The 19,485-nt window shown below is 36.5% G+C and carries 15 protein-coding genes; 11 read left to right on the top strand and 4 right to left on the bottom strand.

All coding sequences use genetic code 11. The features are described 5' to 3' along the window. Positions 1-130: 130 nt before the first annotated feature. The 3 genes from BM121_RS22520 to BM121_RS02765 form a co-directional block, all read right to left on the bottom strand. Positions 131-3,052 (bottom strand): rhamnogalacturonan lyase family protein, encoded by a 2,922-nt coding sequence (locus tag BM121_RS22520; RefSeq protein WP_091480822.1) that lies wholly within the window; start codon positions 3,050-3,052, stop codon positions 131-133. A 511-nt stretch (positions 3,053-3,563) separates the two neighbouring features. After that, entirely contained in the window at positions 3,564-4,427 is an 864-nt protein-coding gene (locus BM121_RS02770) for a hypothetical protein (RefSeq protein WP_091480819.1), read from the bottom strand. Beyond that, positions 4,417-4,920: an RNA polymerase sigma factor gene (locus tag BM121_RS02765; protein ID WP_091480818.1), complete on the bottom strand. Its 504-nt coding sequence runs from the start codon at positions 4,918-4,920 to the stop codon at positions 4,417-4,419. The genes BM121_RS02770 and BM121_RS02765 overlap by 11 nt, the downstream gene beginning before the upstream one ends. 266 nt (positions 4,921-5,186) lie before the next feature. On the opposite strand from BM121_RS02765, the gene BM121_RS02760 reads away from it, so the two are divergent. The 6 genes from BM121_RS02760 (at position 5,187) to BM121_RS02740 (ending at position 11,799) form a co-directional block, all read left to right on the top strand. After that, positions 5,187-6,470 (top strand): purine/pyrimidine permease, encoded by a 1,284-nt coding sequence (locus tag BM121_RS02760; RefSeq protein ID WP_091481257.1) that lies wholly within the window; start codon positions 5,187-5,189, stop codon positions 6,468-6,470. A gap of 594 nt (positions 6,471-7,064) precedes the next feature. Beyond that, complete coding sequence (gene gloA2, locus BM121_RS02755) at positions 7,065-7,448, top strand: SMU1112c/YaeR family gloxylase I-like metalloprotein (protein WP_091480816.1); 384 nt, start codon at positions 7,065-7,067, stop codon at positions 7,446-7,448. Between the two features lie 51 nt (positions 7,449-7,499). Beyond that, complete coding sequence (locus BM121_RS21930) at positions 7,500-7,658, top strand: hypothetical protein (RefSeq protein WP_175495291.1); 159 nt, start codon at positions 7,500-7,502, stop codon at positions 7,656-7,658. A gap of 60 nt (positions 7,659-7,718) precedes the next feature. Then, complete coding sequence (locus BM121_RS02750) at positions 7,719-8,693, top strand: NAD(P)H-quinone oxidoreductase (protein WP_091480813.1); 975 nt, start codon at positions 7,719-7,721, stop codon at positions 8,691-8,693. A 189-nt stretch (positions 8,694-8,882) separates the two neighbouring features. After that, on the top strand, positions 8,883-9,740 hold the full coding sequence (dat, locus tag BM121_RS02745) for a D-amino-acid transaminase (protein WP_091480811.1): 858 nt from the start codon (positions 8,883-8,885) through the stop codon (positions 9,738-9,740). Between the two features lie 46 nt (positions 9,741-9,786). Then, positions 9,787-11,799, top strand: coding sequence for an O-antigen ligase family protein (locus BM121_RS02740; RefSeq protein WP_091480808.1), 2,013 nt, complete (start codon positions 9,787-9,789; stop codon positions 11,797-11,799). A 94-nt stretch (positions 11,800-11,893) separates the two neighbouring features. Here the strand turns inward: BM121_RS02740 and BM121_RS02735 are convergent, their stop codons facing one another. Continuing rightward, entirely contained in the window at positions 11,894-12,388 is a 495-nt protein-coding gene (locus BM121_RS02735) for a DUF2798 domain-containing protein (protein WP_245780708.1), read from the bottom strand. Positions 12,389-12,557: 169 nt separating this feature from the next. On the opposite strand from BM121_RS02735, the gene BM121_RS02730 reads away from it, so the two are divergent. From BM121_RS02730 to BM121_RS02710, 5 genes are all read left to right on the top strand, one after another. After that, entirely contained in the window at positions 12,558-14,294 is a 1,737-nt protein-coding gene (locus tag BM121_RS02730) for a sensor histidine kinase (protein WP_091480804.1), read from the top strand. Next, positions 14,291-15,691 (top strand): response regulator transcription factor, encoded by a 1,401-nt coding sequence (locus BM121_RS02725; protein ID WP_091480801.1) that lies wholly within the window; start codon positions 14,291-14,293, stop codon positions 15,689-15,691. The genes BM121_RS02730 and BM121_RS02725 overlap by 4 nt, the downstream gene beginning before the upstream one ends. A gap of 142 nt (positions 15,692-15,833) precedes the next feature. After that, a complete protein-coding gene (locus BM121_RS02720; RefSeq protein ID WP_091480799.1) occupies positions 15,834-17,537 on the top strand; it encodes an extracellular solute-binding protein in 1,704 nt (567 codons plus the stop codon). A gap of 137 nt (positions 17,538-17,674) precedes the next feature. Then, complete coding sequence (locus BM121_RS02715) at positions 17,675-18,565, top strand: ABC transporter permease (protein WP_091480796.1); 891 nt, start codon at positions 17,675-17,677, stop codon at positions 18,563-18,565. A gap of 18 nt (positions 18,566-18,583) precedes the next feature. Next, the gene (locus BM121_RS02710; protein ID WP_091480793.1) at positions 18,584-19,474 is read left to right on the top strand and encodes a carbohydrate ABC transporter permease; all 891 of its coding nucleotides are present in this window, start codon (positions 18,584-18,586) and stop codon (positions 19,472-19,474) included. Positions 19,475-19,485: the final 11 nt, after the last annotated feature.

Below are 19,485 nucleotides of genomic sequence, written 5' to 3'. Positions count from 1 at the left end.
GGTTGCTGTATAAACATGTCAATATTACTACATGGAGTTACCGTGATAAAAAAGTTGTGATACCAATGGTTATATACTTTCTTGTCTTATGAAAAAGGCGAGAGCAAATATACTCTCGCCTTAAAACGGATTACTGCTTATTTTTATCTGATCCAAACAATTCATCGCCTGTTTCAATGGTAGGTCGCGGTGGCTCATCCATGTCATAACCTAGGAAAAAGCCCGTATGTGGGGGCTGGTTATAAGCGACATTTTGCCATGCGATCGATAAACGGTAAACTGGATCATGCATTAATGTATGAATTTTCTCTTCTGTCTGATCAGTTGTCGTGTAAAGACGTAATTCTTCGCTATCAGCTGATGGCCAGATCACTTCCTCACGCCAGTCACCAACTAAATCTGCTTGTAAAGATGGATTACCTTTTGTCCAGTTACTAGTTCGTGTACCTTCTGGAGTTAACAAGTTAACTAGTTCTTCATTTTCATAATCCCATTTATCAATGCTGCCAACACCGTGTGGGTCATTGTTGGAATCAAAAGTATGATCAAGCAATTCACGGCCAAGATCGCCATCCCACCAAACAGCATGGTTAACAGATGGAGTATTTTGAGAAATCAGTTCCCCGTCTGCTGCGTGAAGGCCATTTCCTGTACTGCCATCCCAAGCACCAGATGCCCAGAATTCAACACCATCATAGCGTGGATCGATATCTGCAGCTAGTCCTCGACCGACATCTGTATTGAGATCTACACCAAACAATTTTTCACCGGTTGCAGCATCTCGAATACCGTAACCAATTGGAATTGATGTATTTTCGTGAACTTGAAAAATTTCCAGACCTGGACGATTTGGATTTAAATCACTAACGTGTTGTGCATCACCATGTCCCCAGCCAGTTGTATGAAGTCCGGTACCGTCGTCATCTACAACCGCTGCACCGTAGATGATTTCGTCCTTACCATCTTGATCAACATCGGCTACAGATAGACTATGATTTCCTTGTCCGGCATAGTCTTCATTACCTTCTTCATCACTATCAAATATCCATTCCTGTGTTAGTTCGCCATCACGCCAGTTGTAGGCAACAAGCACGGCGCGTGTATAGTAACCACGAGCCATCACAATACTTGGGCGTTCTCCATCAAGGTAGGCAACACCTGCTAAGAAGCGATCAGCACGATTGCCATAGTTATCTCCCCAATCATTGAGATTACCTCTAGAAGGAGCGTAGTCAGTTGTTGTCAACTCTTTGCCTGTTTCACCTTCAAACACAGTGAGGTATTCAGGACCTTCTAAAATATAACCACTGCTGTTTCGCCAATCAGCCTCTGGATCTCCAATCACATTACCTTCACCATCGACGGTTCCATCACCTGTTTTTAGGACAACCTCTGATTTGCCATTGCCGTCAAAGTCGTACACTAAGAATTGCGTATAATGAGCGCCGGCGCGAATATTTTTACCGAGATCTAGACGCCACATTTTCGTACCATCCAGTTTATAAGCATCAAGGTAGACGTTGCCTGTATAACCAGATCGGGAATTGTCTTTTGAATTAGACGGATCCCATTTTAATATGATTTCATATTCACCGTCTCCGTCAAGATCACCAACACTTGCGTCATTTGCACTATACGTATAGTCTACGCCATCTGGTGTTGTACCACCTTCAGGCTTATCTAATGCAATACTTAAGTAGTTTTCTGACCATACATCAACTTCTTTTGTTACTTTATCTCCACTGCCTTTAATAATTTTTACTTGATAGGTGGAATCAGTAGTTCCATCCTCATCGAAGAAGTTCGTGCTGTTTTCAATCGGTTTTTTGTTCACTTTTTCACCATCACGGAACAAATTAAATTTGACATCTTTCGGATCGGTGCCTAGCATCTTCCAGCCTACATACACACCTTCATCCGATTCAACTGCTACTAACGCACGATCAAGTTGCTCCATCTGGCGTTTTTGCACTTCGGTAACAGGAGATTCTGTTGTATTGGATGGATCCGAAATGCCACCTTCATTTACAGTGCGCACCTGATAATAGTAGTTGTTATAGGTTAAAATTGAATCATCGGTAAAACTAGTATCAGAAGTGGTATCGATTTTTTCAAATTCAACAGCTCCTTCTGGATAATCGTCCGGATTAAAATTAGCACGATAGACATAATACAGGCTAGCATTATCAACTGCATCCCAACTCAGCGTTACGTTATCAAGCTCAGCATTACTTAAGGACAATTCACTAGGCGGTTGAGGTTTTTCAGCTTCTTCATTGATGATAGAAGCGGATACTTCGTTACTTTTGTCTGATTCGATACCAGATGAATGCACAAGTGTTACCGCATACGTGTAAGAGTATCCTAATTCTACGCTAGTATCAGTATAATTCGCTTCCGTGGAGTCATCTATTTTTTTGAAGTCTTCGTCATTTTCTCCTTTACGATAGATATTATAATGACTGGCGTTTGGATCACTTTGCCAAGACAAAGTAACCTCACTGTCTGCTGAATACGAAATGGAGTCAACTGCCAAACTGTCAATTTGCTCCATTGGCACAATTTCCAGCCCGTTAATTCGCCCATTTTCTCCGATATCAATCATTAATTTTTCATCTGTAATAGCTATATCGGTTGTTAACTCAGCATATTCACCACCACTTGAGGTAATATTTCCATAATCCTCGCCATTGATGGCAAAACTTGAACGATTGAAGGCAATATCATCACCTGCAATAATACGTACGAAGTACTCTCCATTTGGTATATCAAGGTTGAAAGAATAATCAGATCCAATGATGAAATCACGTCGTAAGTCATCGGGATTACCGCGATCACGGTTATCGATTTCATCACTTAAACCATAACCTCTTTCCTCATCATAAAGTAAGGTATTGGACACTTGTGTGTAGCCATCAGCAACAGGACTATCTGCTGAGCCAAAGTCAAATAAATAACTGTTATCTGTTTCTGCTTGAATAGAATTTGATAGATTGGTGGGAAGTAGACTAACCACTAATACAGTAATCAGGACCAGGGAAATTTTCTTCATCAAAAGAAAAAACCTCCTATTTATTTTGGATTGTAATAGATTACTTTATGTGGGTTCTATGGTGTAATAATGGGGTTGAAGTGTGCATGTATCACCACCTTCCTAGGATATTAGTAGGTTCATAAGTCATAGGCCTAAATAGTGATAACGCTTACATTTAAAAAGAAGTACATATCTTCAATCAAGAATCCGGATTACTTGATTACAATATAGATTAGAGAAGTGAACTATATTAGTCAAGGTAATGTCTGTTTTTTATAAATAAATATCTATTTTTTGATGTTTGTTGTTAGAAAAATAAAAGATCCTTATTTAAAGTCGGTCGTATAATAGTTCTATAGGACTAGTGTTCTAGAAGTTTTAGAAAAAAAGATATTTTAAATATGCTAGCACTTAAAACTATTTAAACATGTGAAGTTAGTAATCAAGGTGGTAAGAGGTAATGAGTAAAGATTTAAGTGAATTTGCAATAATAAAACTCCAACATAAGCTTATATGCTGGAGTTTAATATTATCGAATAGATTCAATGAATTTCTGAAGCCTTGGTCCCATTCCATCACTGGCTCCTGCATCGTATTCGTATTGAATAACGAGTACATTTTCTTCGATTTGATAAAGATAATATCCTTGTGGTGTAGCGGAAACGCGTTGTGTTAACCCGGAATAAGGATTATCTCCATCTGTTGGTTCCGTGACTTCACTTACATTGTCAAACTCTTCACTGTATTTCTCTTGAAATTCTTTTGAAAGTTGTTCTATCGTTTCATTTTCCTCTACGGATAATCGAATCGATCCAACCATATCATCTTCACCGTGGTGTTTTACAGTATTTTCTTCGATTACATACTTATTTAATAATTCGGCAACTTGGTAATCAATTCCATATGGTTCGATCCGAAAGTTTACCACATTTATTTTTTCTTCTGTTCCTTCAGGGATAATGGTTTGTGTTTCGTTACCTAGCTTATCTACTTTAAATTCCTGTTGACTGACTTCTTCATTACCAGAATCTTCCTCTCCTGGTGTCGCTTGCTCGTCATTATCATCCGACTCTTCCATACCTAAACCTTCCATATCATTCGGTTCTTTTGGATCTCCCCCAGCATTACCAACTTCTTCAATTTGTTGATTGTCATCTGCAGGTAATGTGATTTGGTCTGTATTGATCAGAGTGTAAATAAGTCCCCCGCAAATCAAGATAGCTGCAGCAGTGGAAAACCAGATGAAACTATGTTTTGTCTTTGACTTTGCCCGTTTTTTCTTCGCATGTTGCTGGAGAACCATCTTCATCGATTCCTTTTTTTGTGGATCTAATTTGGCATTAGATTTCAAATTCTTTAGCTCCTTTATTAATTCGTCTTCGTTATGACTCATAATGGACCTCCTTCACTTGCAATTTCAAAACCTTCAAAGCACGATGAAATGTTACACGAACCTTTGAATCAGACCATTTTAAAATGTTTGCTGTTTCAGATACAGATAATTCCTCGATTCCACGAAGGATAACGACATCACGATAATCTTGCTTGAGTTTTGCTATTGCTTTGTGCAGCTCCAATTTTTTTTCATTTAAAAGGTGTTTATCTTCTGGAGATATGTCGACTTTGTCCTCATAGGTTTTAATCAGCTTGCGCCAGTCTTTCCGTTTTTGTTTTCTTGTTTCATCTATGGCCACATTTCGTGCTATCGAGATTAACCATGTCTTAGGACTGGAATCACCTTTGAAAGAATCATATCGATTGATTGCTTTAATGAATACCTCTTGTACTAGATCTTCGACATCGGATGTGGATGTGTAATAGACCAAAAAGCGGTATACATCATCAGCATAGGCATCAAACCAATCTGTAATTAACTCTTCATTCATTCCGTGACCTCCCTGTTTGTCTGTCTTTGGTTGTTCTTTACTTATAAGACGACGTTTATACGAAAACATTACACTTTTTGCATAAAAAAAGAAAGATTCTCATGAAAAAACCTTTATTGAAAAGTTTTGTTGTGTTTTGTCAATGACATAAACAAAGTGAAGTATATTGCTGAAGTGTATTCTAGCACTTTTGCCTCGCTTTTCTTCTTATGTGATATCATGATATGATACGTTAAGTGAAAATGGATAGAGTGGGAGCGTTTATGTTGGATAAACAAAAACTAGTTCAAACGTCGATGGAAACCATCCAGTGGTTTATATTTCTTTTAGCCAGTTCTGTTGCTTTACCTATTGTGGTAGGCGGCATTTTTGATATGAGCCTTGCTGAAATAGCTGGGCTGATGCAGCGGACTTTCTTTGTAGTAGGACTGGCTTCTTTTCTCCAAAGTATCATAGGGCACAGAATGCCGATTATGGAAGGGCCTGCCGGGATTTGGATCAGTATTTTTTCGGTGATGGCAGCAACAGGGTTGCAAAGTGGTACGTCACTTGATGGGACACTCCAATTATTACAAACAACGATGATATTGACGGGTGTATTTTTATTTATATTTGGTATCTTTAAAATTTCTCAATTTATTTTACCGATTTTTACACCACTTGTCACAGGGACTTTCTTCTTTCTGTTAACCGTACAGTTGAGCGGCACCTTTTTGGAAGGTATGCTAGGCCTGCAAGGTGAATCAAGTAATATTCAAGTTAAGGAAGCATTGATTGCTTCTTTTATCTTTTTAGTAGTATTAGGTTTATCCTTTTTTGCTAGAGGATGGATGAAAAGTTATTCGATGTTCATTGGGATTTTGATTGGCTGGATTATTTTTATTCTGGTCGAAGGAGAAGCGCCTGTTGTCGGGGATGTGAAGATATTTTCATTACCGGATATGTTTGCTTTTGGGATGCCAACCTTTAATATTAGTGTGATTCCGATTGCATTACTAATCGCAGTGATATTAATTTCTAATATGATTGCATCAGTTGTTGCAGTTGATCAAGTTTTAGGAAATGAGGGGAAAGACCGACATAAAGAAATTAATCACGGGACATCGGTTTTTGGAATTAACCATGGTTTAGCGGGGATATTTTCTTCTATTGCTAATGTACCATTGTCCACTTCAGCAGGATTTATAGGACTAACCGGTCAAAAGCGAAAAGCACCTTTTATCTATGCTTCCTTTTTGTTAATGCTGTTTGCCTTTTTTCCGCCGATTGTTTCGTTTATCTCTGGGATTCCAGCACCAATTGCAAATGCTGCATTAATGGCATCATTTGTACAGCTTGTTGGACTGGCGATACGAAACGTCACGGTACAGCCATTAGACAATAGACGAATGACTATTTTGGGAATTGCTTATCTGATCGGGATGGGGACTATGTTTCTACCAGCAGAAGTATTCTCGGAACTGCCACTAATTATTCAGAACATCATGAGCAATGGTCTCCTGGTGGGGACTGGATTGGTTATTATCCTTGAACAATTATGGCGTGAGTAAGAAATACAGGGATAGGGGCAATGACCCCTCTCCATTCTCTGTTAATCCGATTTTTTCTTTGAAGTCTTCTACCTTTTCATTTGAATAGACTTCTTTTCTTGGGATTTGGTAGATGTTTGTACCTGGCTGGACCGGTTTCTGGAACGACGGTAACTGCCATGTTGAAGCCTATTTCTTTAAATAGTTGAATATTGTCTTCGTCAAATGCTCCGTATGGGGAGGCGAAGATGCGTAATAAGTATGGCTTTCAAATTCCAATACATCACTCTTATTCTGTATATTTCGAATCATTTCTATTGAATTTTGCCTCTTCTGAAGTTTAGCCCGCATTTCAACCTTCCCATATCAAAAGTAGAAATTATCCTTGGAATGAATCGCAACTGATGCAAGACTAGGCACTAATAGAAAGAAGATATAAATTAAGACTTGTTTCATAGTATCACATCCATATTTTTGTACTATATAAAGAAATGTATTGTTCGTTTACTTTGAATATAATTCATTTTTGCTATATAGGATACTATCCCTGTCCATCTGTGGTATTTTTTGTGTAAAATAAGGGCAGATAACTTATTGATAAGGGAGAGTGTTGGTTTGTTTGCAGGTGTTCATCATATTGCAGTAATTTGTTCTGATTATCAAGTGTCGAAAGAGTTCTATGTTAATAAATTAGGATTGTCAATAATTAAAGAGGTATACCGTGAAGAACGTAATTCTTATAAGTTGGACTTGGCTTTACATGATAAATATGTCATCGAGCTCTTTTCCTTTCCAAATCCACCAGAACGACCAAGTTTTCCAGAAGCATGCGGATTAAGACATCTTGCCTTTTCAGTGGAAGACGTAGAGCAGACTGCAACAATTCTCGAAGATAAGGGGATTATGGTAGAAAAGATAAGAGTGGATTCGATGACGAATAAACGCTTTACCTTTTTTCAAGATCCTGATCAATTACCTATAGAACTTTATGAGGTATAATGAATAATGTATCTGGTAACTATTGAAACTGCATGATAAGGAGCGGTAAATATGAAGTTACTTACACGAATTTTTCGCAGGAAAAATTGTGGTATTTGTGGGAAAAAGCCAGTTAATCCAAGTTACTATTATAATGATAAGGATGAAAAAATCCCTGTTTGTTTTCAATGTGTACCATATGCAGAACGTAGAGCATATCGAAAAGTATAGAATTGGGCATGTTTATCCTACAAAATAATGTTATTAAAAATGTTGACTAGGAGGATGTAAATGAAAGGAATTATAGCGAAAGAACCAGGTGGAGCAGATCAATTAATATATACGGAAATGCCTGAACCGGAGTTAGAAGCTGGTGATTTACTCATTGAAGTGCATGCGACAGCAGTTAATCGCACAGATATTTTAAATCGAGAAGGTAAATTAGGTTATGTAAACAATCCGATTATTGGAGTAGAAGTAGCAGGTGTAGTAACAGATGCTAACGGCCATCATGCATTTAAACAAGGTGATCGTGTAATGGGATTAGTGAATGGCGGTGCATATGCTGAAAAAGCAGCTATGCCGGCAGAACGAGCGATGAAGATCCCTGATTCCTTAAGCTTTGCAGAAGCTGCAGCGATTCCGGAAGTATTTTTAACAGCATTTCAAACCTTATATTGGATTGGTCAATTGAAAGAGAACGAAACAATTCTGATTCATGCAGGTGCAAGTGGTGTAGGTACTGCTGCCATTCAATTAGCTAAAGTGATGTCCGATGCACAAGTAATCATAACGGCTGGTTCTGAAGAGAAACTGGACTATTGCCGTAAATTAGGTGCCGATACGGTGATTAATTATAAGGAACAGGATTTCGCTGAGGAAGTATTACAAGCAACTAACAAAAAAGGTGTCGATTTAATCCTCGATTTTGTTGGGGCAAGCTATTGGAAACAAAATTATAAGAGTATCGCAGTCGATGGCAGATGGGTATTGATCGGCGTGCTGGGTGGCAATACAGTAAATCAAGTTAACTTAATGGATTTAATGGCAAAACGAATTCAATTAACAGGAACACTGCTAACGCCAAGAAGTGACGAATATAAAGCTGAACTTAGCAAGGATTTCATTAACAAAACGATCGATCATTTTGAACAAGACACCATTAAACCGGTAATCGACATCACTTTCCCCATTACCGAAGCAGCGAACGCTCACAAACACATGGAAGCCAACAAAAATATTGGGAAAATTATTCTGACAGTCTAGGATTGAACAAGGCAATGAACAATAAGATGCAAATGAAATCACCTGTCGGAAATTAGCTTGTCCATTTCCCGGGAAATAAAGAAAGTTTTGCCGAATTGGGTTAAAGGATTAGGAAAGAGGTAGTAATAGAATCCTAAACAACAGTTCTAAGACATATGATAAAATGAAACCATAAAGGGGGAATTCGCAATGACAGATTACATGCTATGGAAAAATGAGATAGTGGAGCGTAAACCAGAAAATGCAATGGTTTCTTTTGAAGACCGTGGCTATCAATTTGGTGATGGTGTCTATGAAGTTATTCGTATATATGATGGAAAGCTTCACGTTTTGGATTGGCATTTAGACCGTTTATTTTATTCGATGGAACAGTTGGCGATTCGAGCTCCCTTTTCCCGATCCGAGATCAAGCAATTATTAAAACAACTTATCGAAAAAAATAAATTCACTATCGATGGAAAGATTTATTTACAAGTAACAAGAGGGATACAACCAAGGGATCATGTTTATATGGAAGATTTAGATGCGCTTTTCTATGCGACAGTGGACCGTTTTGACCAGCCAGTTGAAATGTGGGATAAAGGTGTGAAGGTCATGTTGCAAGAAGATATTCGCTGGCTTCGTTGTGATATTAAGTCATTAAATTTACTGGGGAATGTGATAGCGAGAACAAAAGCACAACGCAGCGGATATCATGAACCTCTTTTTCACCGTGAAGGTATTGTTAGGGAATGTGGTGCTTCCAACTTTTATATGATTAAAGATGGAGTGATACATACGCATCCAACTAATCACTATATTCTTGGTGGTATTACTAGAAAAAAAGTACTGTTATTTGCTAAAGAACTAGAAATTCCGGTCAAAGAAAGAGAAATAAAAGTAGAGGAATTACAGGATGCTGATGAATGTTTTCTTACGGCTACTCCTTTAGAAGTAGTTCCGATCATCCAAATAGATAAGAACCCTGTGAATAATAATGAAATAGGGGATATCACCAAAAGGTTGCAGCAATATTATCGAAAACGTATTTATGATTATCTTGAATAATGGGACAATTCACCTGTCCCACTGATCCAGGTGATGGAGGTTTGTAATGCATTGGTTTTTATTTATTTTCCTTGCGATTCTTTTTATTGTTTCCCCCTTTCAACAGGGGTTGTATTTTGATTCGGATTTTTATCTGATACATATTTTGATTTATTTGTTTGCATTTTTGTTGCTGATAAGGATATTATATTATAGGAAATTTACTGCTTGGAATGATCTGGTATTAAGCTTGTTTATTCCGATTTGTTACATCCTTTCATTGGTCCAGGCAAAGCATCCAAGTGGTGCGTTTGAAATGGTATTTCGTTGGACAACTTACATAAGTTTTTTTTATATATTGTATTGGAGTGTAAATAAACACCATAAAATAAGACAACTTGCTCCTTATATTTTTTATATTTCTGGTGTGCTGATTGCTTATCATATGTTACTCAATCAATTTGGCTTATTAAATTATCCAAGTGCATTTATAAAAGATCGGTTTGCTGGCGTCTTTCAATATCCGAATACGTTTGGTATGGTTATGATTGCTTTTTATATGTTCGGGTTAGTTATGCTTCTAGGTAAAAGGCAAGATTGGCGATATATATTCTTTTACTCCTTTCCCTTAACCGCTTTTATTGTAACTTTCCTTGAATCGTATTCAAGAGGTATGTATCTTATCTTTCCAATTGTTTGGGTGATTGGTGTATGCTTTTTCACCTTTCATTATCAATTACGTTATATGCTGTATTCTATGATTACCACGCTGAGCGGTTTTTCTGTATTTCTTATTTTACAAGCAGGAAATATGTTTTTGACAGGTATCAGCGCTGTTGTCATGTCTTTGCTATCCGTTTTGGTGATTTGGTGGATTTCCAGAGCTGATGCACTAGATAAAGAGGAACACATGAAAAAGTTTAAAATCCATCGTGTTGTGTTGCCAGCTATAATCGTTCTATTTGGATTGCTGTTATTACTAGATATAAGTAATCAAGGCTTGGTATACAAGCAACTGCCCACTCCATTACAAGAAAGAATTCTCAGTATTAGTGATAGTGAGACAGCAAGAGAAAGACTGCTCATTTTAGAAGATGCAATGGAAGCAAGTATGAATTCTCCTTTTATAGGATATGGGGGACAAGCTTGGGAATCGATATATCGTGATTACCAGCAGTTACCCTATCAAGCTAATAAAATTCATAATGAATATGCCGAAATGATAGTAGATATTGGTTATCTCGGTTTTTTAATCATGATTAGTATTTTGGTATATTTAATAGTCCGAATATGGAAAACTATGCGTCATGCAGAAGATAGGTCCTTATATATTGCGATTCTATTAAGTTTATCAACCATTTTTGTTCACAGCTTTATCGATTTTAACTTAGCATTCGGATTTGTTGTCTTTATGATTTTCTGGTTAATAGCAATCGGATTAAAACCATCTGTTGAACTAAATAAACCCCAAAAATGGCCTTTCTATACATTAGGAGTGTATGCAGTCATTTTATTATTTGCACTAATCTTTTCCTATCGATTTATGCAAGCAGATGTTGCCTATCATAAGGCGATGGATACTAATAATCTAGCAGAACGTGAACAGTATCTGATCAAGGCAACGAGCTACAATCAATTTGATACAGAATACTGGTATCAGTTAAGTGATACGTTAATAAATCAGTCAGATGAAAATAAAACAAGCGACTCTTCTATAAAAAATACAGCATATATAATGGCTGAGTTGGAACCGATGAATTCGCAAGTAATGTATCAATCGGGTGTATTACTGGCAAAAATCAATGAAAGGAAAGACGCGCTAAATCAATTTGAGCGCGCACTAGAACTAGATCCTTTTGATTCAAGAATTTATCAGGCAATCATCTCAATTTCTGTTGACTTGGCAAAGGAACAGAAATATTCATATACTAATATAGCGATGGAAACCTATAAAAAGCTGTTAAATGAATATGAACGATTTGAAATGAATCCGGTTGGTTCATATCACAATAGTCGTGAATTTGAGATAACGGATAAAATAGAGGAGGATATAGAGCAGATAAAATCTTTACGTCAATAGTAATTATAAAGCCTAATTTCCTCTATATTAATAGTAGGAGATTAGGCTATCTTTTTGTTTATCATGGTGCTAATTGCCACGAATGGAAGCTCCTTTATGCTTCTCTAACTTCATTTTTATTGGGTTTCATATACTTAGTAAATATAAAACGCACAAGTGGTCCCATAACAAATATTTGTAAAGGTAATGCCATAATAAAATTTTTACCAAACACTGATAGATAATCACCTATGATAAAGTTGGAGGTATATCCGTTGTGTAAAATGGTTGTAACTAACCCAAAAACAGACATGAATAACGCCATTCCTATAACCATGAAAGTTGAAAAAGTTAGTACAGTAAATAATTCACTTTTAGTGTTTGCAGTTAATTTCAATGCTAATTTTTTTGCGTTGGGACCAACGAGAAATAGGTCAAGTATTATTGCAATGATAAAAGCAATCAAGAAATCTGTTATTCCTTCATAAAAAGTCATTTTTCCAATCATTCCATTAAGATAATAGTTATACATCGTCATAACTAATACCATTCCAAAACACATTATTAAACCAAATTGTATACTTTCTTTTTTTGTTGTTGGCAAATTCATTCATCCTTTCATGACATATATTCGTAGTATAAAGATTTATTATAACTACTGTAAGTGACGATTTTGTGAACTTCTCGTAAATTGTACGATTCCTTGAATAAGCATGTAAAAGATGCTATTGTAATGATACTTTTATGTAACCGCTATCACAAGAAGGGAGTGTATTCACTTGAAACGATTATTTAGGGAAGTGGTTGCTTTTTTTGAAAAATTAAGTTTGAAAAGCAGGATCTCTTTAGTATTTGCTTTAAGTACTTTTTTACTTCTCATGTTTACGATTATGTTTTCCTATCAATCCATGTCGAATATTCTAACAAATAAATTACATGCTACCTTCAATAGCAATTTACAACAAATTCGGTTGTCTATGGAAAATACAATAGAAGATTTAAACTATGTTGCCCAACAAATTGCCTTTTCTGAGAATCTCACCTTTAAGCTTGATGATTATTTACATTCCTCTCCGTCCTACGATAGAGTCAAAGTTTATGAGGAAATAAAAAATGAATTAAATGTGATTACCTTTAGTAACCCTGGTATCGGTTTATCACTACTTTATTTGAAAGAAAATGATAAATATTTTTTTTATAATCATGGAGTCAAAGAAGAATTTTCATTAGACAATGATCCATTGTTGGATGAAGGATATAACATGCATACTTATGGTCCTCACATAAGCATGGAACAATACAAAGATAAATATGTACTGTCTGTCGCCAGAAAACTAGATGTTAACTATGCTGATGACATTTATATTTATTTAGAATCAAACCTTGATTTAACGAAGGATCTTTTAGAAGTAGACAATGTATTGAATCATGCAGACTACATAATTTCAGATGATACCAAACATATCATATATAGTGAAAATGCAACCTTTCCGGTAAATAGTTCCTTCGACAGTAATGACAAAGGTTATGGTAAAAATAATGGATTTTACTGGTTTGAAGAGCCTACGGACAAAGGATGGAGTATTATTGCGTTAATACCTATATCGGAGTACAACGAGGAAATGAATCAATGGGTTATTTTGATGATCTATATTGCGATTCTTTTTGTTTTTATCAGTCTCGTTGTTTCCTTGTTGTTATGGAAGACACTTTACAAGCCTTTAAATGAATTTCGTCATGAAATTAAATTAATGGGAAATAACAATTTTCATTCAGAAATTGTTCATACCAAAATACCTGAATTTGTTGATTTAATAGGTCGGTTTCGTAATATGAGAGTGCAAATAGTCAGTCTAATTCAGGAGATCGAACAGAAGGAAAGGAAACGAGCTGATTTAGAAGTAGAAAAGTTAAAACATCAAATCAATCCTCATTTTTTAATGAATACATTAGACACGGCAAAATGGTTGGCTATCTCCGGAGACAAGAAGGAACTTACTGGTCTATTAACCTCTTTAAATAAATTGCTCTATTACAACATGGGAAAACTGGGGATTCTATCAACACTTGAAGAAGAGATAGATTCGATGAAGCAATATTTAATGTTGCAGCAAATTCGGTATGATTTTGAATATGTCACAAATGTAAATGTACCAGAAAATGTCTTACTAGCTCCGATCCCAAGATTTATCCTGCAGCCACTAGTAGAGAACTCACTGTACCATGGGCTTGTGGATGAAGGAACAATTGATATAACCATCAACCTTGAAGGGGAAATGATTGTTATCGAAGTGCGTGATGATGGCAGAGGCATGACGAGAGAGAAAATGAACGAAATTTTAAATAATCAAGTCTTTAAGCAGACAAAGAATGGAATGGGCATTGGATTGAATTATGTTAAGAGAATGATGGAAAGAACGTATGGAAAGTATGCAGAAATTGAAATGGATAGCATGGTTGGGGAAGGGACGATTGTCCGGTTGCGAATACCATATATAAAGGGTGATATGAAATGATTAAAGTGTTAATAGTGGAAGATGACAAGTTAGTCAGAAAAAGTTTCATCTCTTCCTTTCAATGGGAACAATTTGACATGAAGATAGTTGGAGATGCGAAAAATGGGGAAAAAGCTTTGCAGTTTATCGAAGACAATCAGGTTGACTTGATCATTACCGATTTAGCGATGCCAATTATGTCAGGAATCGAACTTATTCGAATTGTCAAAGAAAAATATCCAGAAATCTTTATTGTCGTGCTTTCTTTGCATCAGGATTTTGAGTATATACAGGAAGCGATGCGCTTAGGAGCAATTGATTATATAGCAAAAATTGAGCTGGATGGTAATAACATGGATGATATTTTGGTTCGTATTCAGAACAGGATTGAAAAAGAATCAGAAAAGCAATCTTCTATGCCAACTGCCGAAGAAACTACATGGACTAATGGATACACATTGATATCAGAGGAAATTCTTACTGTTGAAAAGGCACTGAAAGAGTTTCTGGAGGTAAAAAATATCTGTAAATGGAATGATCATGCTGTTCTGATAAGAAGCGATACGTTCACCACTGAGGGTATCATACGGAAAATAGTAGATTCAAAGTATGATATCCGCCCATTGCTTCTAGTTTATCCAGAAACGGAAGATGATTTTAACGAAATAAAAGAATGGACACCTCTTTATCATCAACAGTTATTGTTTTATGAAATCAGCCAGGATAGGCAAATAGCTATAAAGGCGTTTCATGATCTGCATAAACCTTTACAGGAAACGAAGCACCAACTGGAAAAGTGGAAAAAAAGGTTAATTTTATCGGATTGGATAGCTAATAAACGAGAACTAACGGATATATTAGGTGATTTATATGAGACCGGTTTTTCAATTAGTCAATTAGAAGAACTGTTGTCCTGGCTGATTCATGAATATAAACGAATATATCGAGATATTCTTCCTCAGGAGGTTACATACCCTGTTCGAATGAATTATTGGAGTGACTTGGAACAATGGTTCAAACAATTTCAGCGAGTTATGTATACAACTGTATTCAGTCCAGCATACTCTCCTGAGACAAACCAATGCATCTTAAATGCTATATCTATTATTGAACGTGAGCTTTCGTCCCCGTTGACAGCTCAATATATTGCTCAACAAGTCAATATCAGTCGAAGTTATTTTTCTACTTGTTTTAAAGATATAGTTGGAGAAACATTTAATGAATATATCCGGATTGCGAGAATTAATAAAGCGAAAGATTATCTATTATATACGCGAGAAAAAATTGGTGTTATTTCTGAAAAAGTTGGTTATTCTGATGTTAAATATTTCAGTAAAATATTTCGCCAGACGACAGGACTCTTACCAAGTGAGTATCGAAAATTGAATAAAAAAGGGTCAAATGTTTCGATATTGTAAGGGAAATGTTGTTTCCTTTTTAGAAGGAGATTAGAAAGTACAATTCCCCCCTTTTTTTCGAAACAACCCTCTTATTGAATGCGCTTACAATTTTGTTATGATTAAATGGAAAAATAAAATCCAAGGAAAAGAGGGGAAATGGATGCTAAGAAAGTACTTATTTTTATTATTATTTGCGTTGGTGTTAGTCGCTTGTTCTGATGATAATGCAGGCTCTGAACCAAATGATGGAGATGAGACCGAAAATGGTGACACGGAAACATCTTCTGAGACCGCGGATCCATTTAGTGCATATGAAGAAAAGATTACGATTGCTATTGGTCAAGAAGTTGATCCTAGTGATACCAGTTTACAAGATGGAGATACGCCACTTGATAATCAGTACACAAGGCATGTTAACGAAAATTTGAACATTGAAGTGGAACATGCATTTACTGCTTCTCCTTCTAACTACGATCAAAAAGTAAGTCTGGCGATCGCTAGTAATGACTTGCCAGATGCGATGGTCGTAGGTCCTGTCGAGTTAAGGCAGCTCGTAGAAGCCGATCAAATTGCCGACATGACAGACATATATGAGAATTATGCATCTCCTGCAATTAAAGAAATTATCGATAGTTCAGAAGGAGTTGCACTTGAAAATGTTACGTTTGATGGAAAAATCATGGCAATACCTAACTCCCAAGCTAGTGCCGATGGTGTACACAATCTATGGATCAGAAAAGACTGGCTTGATAAGCTTGGACTTGAGCCACCAGAAACCATTGAAGATTTTAAAGAAGTAGCAAAAGCATTTGTAGAACAAGATCCTGATGGCAATGGGCAGGATGATACGATTGGTTTAGCTGGACCGGATACCACTAATAAATTGTATGCTAACTTCTTGGAATCCACGAACAATTTATATGGTTTTGATGGGATATTCTCAGCGTTGAACGCTTATCCAGGCTATTGGTTAGAAGGAGATGACGGACAGCCAGTCTACGGCTCAACCTTACCAGAAACGAAAGAGGCATTATCTGTTTTACGGGATATGTACAGTGAAGGATTAATTGATCCGGAAATGGGTGTGCGAGAGGATTCTGGTGAATCTGTTATTAGTGGGAATACAGGCATGTTCTTCGGACCGTTTTGGATGCCGTATGGTCCGATTACAGATGCTGTGACGAATAATCCAGAAGCAAACTGGCAATCTTACGGTCTTCCACTTAATGCAAATGGTGAATATACACCACACTTAAGTACTACAACAACTCAATTTGTAGTTGTTCGAAAAGGTTATGAACATCCAGAAGCTGCCATGAAGATCTTAAATAATTTATTAGCTAACGAATCAGAATTTGACCCTAGTATTGGTGGTCCAGGTTATTATCCATTACGTCTGGTTTATGCACCTGCAGATGAAATGGAAGTAACAACTGTAGCACTTCGAGAAGTGCTTGCAGGAACGAAAGAACCAGAAGATTTCTATGATATGCCAGCCTACAAATTGTTGAAATCTGATGTGGACAGCATTCATGAAATTAAATTAGAACCATATGACAATACGGATATTGAACATTGGGATCCAGAAGCAAATTTAGGACAATGGACCAGGGCTTATTCAGCTTTAGTCGGAACAGCTCCTTTAGTCGATAATGAAATAAATGGTGTCATGAGCTTAATTTATTCTCAAACAGAAACGATGGAAGACAGATGGGTGAATCTAAAAAAATTAGAGGACGAAACATTTTTAAAAATCATTATGGGTACAGAGCCGCTCGATTCCTTTGATCAATTTGTGGAAAATTGGAATAGCCAAGGTGGAGACCAGATTACCGAAGAAGTCGCAGAAGTTGTAAACAAATAAATAAACCAACAAGCGTCGAATGGATTTCGGCGCTTTTCTAAAAAATGAAATGTGCAAAGTCTAGAAAATGTAACGTTCGAGGATTTTGCCCGGTTTTCTTAATAATGAATAACAATTGTCGGAGAGGAGAGATTGTCGTGAGATCTAAGGGTTTTGCAAAACATTATTATGCGATGCTGATACCTGGATTCATTTGGTTAACCTTATTTAGTATTGTACCGATGTTTGGTATTATGATTGCCTTCCAAGACTACAACCCTGGGGCGGGTGTCTTTGGTTCAGAGTTTGTAGGACTGGAAACATTTCGGTATATGTTTGAATTGAGTGATACGGTTAACGTGTTTTTTAATACCATATTTATTGCAATCATGAAGATTATTGGGAACCTCATCGTTCCTCTGGTGTTTGCCTTAATGTTAAATGAAGTAAGATATATGCGCTTGAAAAGGTCGATCCAAACGATTGTTTATTTACCCCATTTTCTCTCGTGGGTTATTTTAGGCGGGGTATTACTCGATATTTTCGCTTATGGCGGTCCGATTAATCAATTATTAGAAGCATTTGGTATTAATCCTATTTTATTTTTTGGCCGTGCAGATCTGTTTCCTTTCCTTGTAGTAGGCAGTGATGTTTGGAAGGAATTCGGGTTTAATACGATTATATATTTAGCTGCATTAACTGGAATCAATCCGGCATTATATGAAGCTGCAGGTATTGATGGTGCTTCAAGACTCCGTATGCTATGGCATGTTACATTGCCTGGAATTCGAACTACGGCGGTTTTATTAGCTGTATTAAGTTTAGGAAATGTACTAAATGCAGGGTTTGATCAAATTTTCAACTTATATAACCCTCTCGTTTATTCAACAGGGGATATTATTGATACATGGGTTTATCGGGCAGGTTTATTAAATTTGCAGTATGAATTGGCGACGGCAGTCGGGTTATTAAAATCTGTTGCAGGCTTTATTCTAATTAGTCTGTCATACTACATGGCTTATCGGTTTACGAATTATCGAATCTTTTAAGAGAGGGGTCAAAAGCATATGTTAAGAAGTAAATCATTATCTTCCAAAATAGCGGATGCTGTTTTGATTAGTATATTAGTAGCGATTGCGCTTACTTGTGTCTTACCTTTATGGTATACGTTATCTTTATCTTTCAGCTCCAAAACAGCTGCAGCAGCTGGTGCTGTTGCCTTATGGCCAGTTGAATTTAATTTTAATTCCTATCAGCAGTTATTACAGGATAGTCAATTTTTTAAATCCTTTTGGATATCGATACAACGGGTTGTCTTAGGAGCAGGACTTAACTTTATAATCGTGCCTCTTATGGCTTATCCATTATCTAAGACCGTTAAAGATTTCAAAGGACGTAATGTATTAATGTGGACGTTGATTTTTACAATGTTATTTAATGGTGGATTGATCCCTCTCTATCTCACGGTGAAAGCCTATGGGTTAATGAATAGTGTATGGGCTTTAGTTTTAGTTGGTGGTGCCCAGACGATTGTGTTTAATATCATCCTCACCATTAACTTTTTTAGAAATCTTCCTTCTTCCTTAGAGGAGGCTGCTTTAGTAGATGGCGCAGGTCCATGGTATATTTTAACCAAATTATTTATTCCGTTATCTATTCCGGTTCTCGCGACAGTTTCGCTTTTCAGTATTGTCTATCATTGGAATGAGTTTTTGTATGGCCTTATTTTCATGACAAGAGAGGAATTTTATCCATTACAGACATATATTCAACAACTGGTTGTTTCGGTGGATCCTTCTACGATGACAGAGGATCAATATAAACGAATGAGTGAATTATCAAATAGAACGTTAGATGCTGCCAAAATCTTTATTGCGATGATTCCCGTATTAGTAGTGTATCCATTTTTACAAAAATACTTTATTCATGGAATCACATTAGGATCTGTAAAAGAGTAGGAAGGGGAGTG

It is taken from the genome of Gracilibacillus orientalis (genome assembly GCF_900114645.1).
GTDB classification, from domain to species: domain Bacteria; phylum Bacillota; class Bacilli; order Bacillales; family Amphibacillaceae; genus Gracilibacillus; species Gracilibacillus orientalis.
The sequence above is the reverse complement of the archived record's forward strand: the minus strand, read 5'-3'. Positions and strand labels throughout refer to the sequence as shown.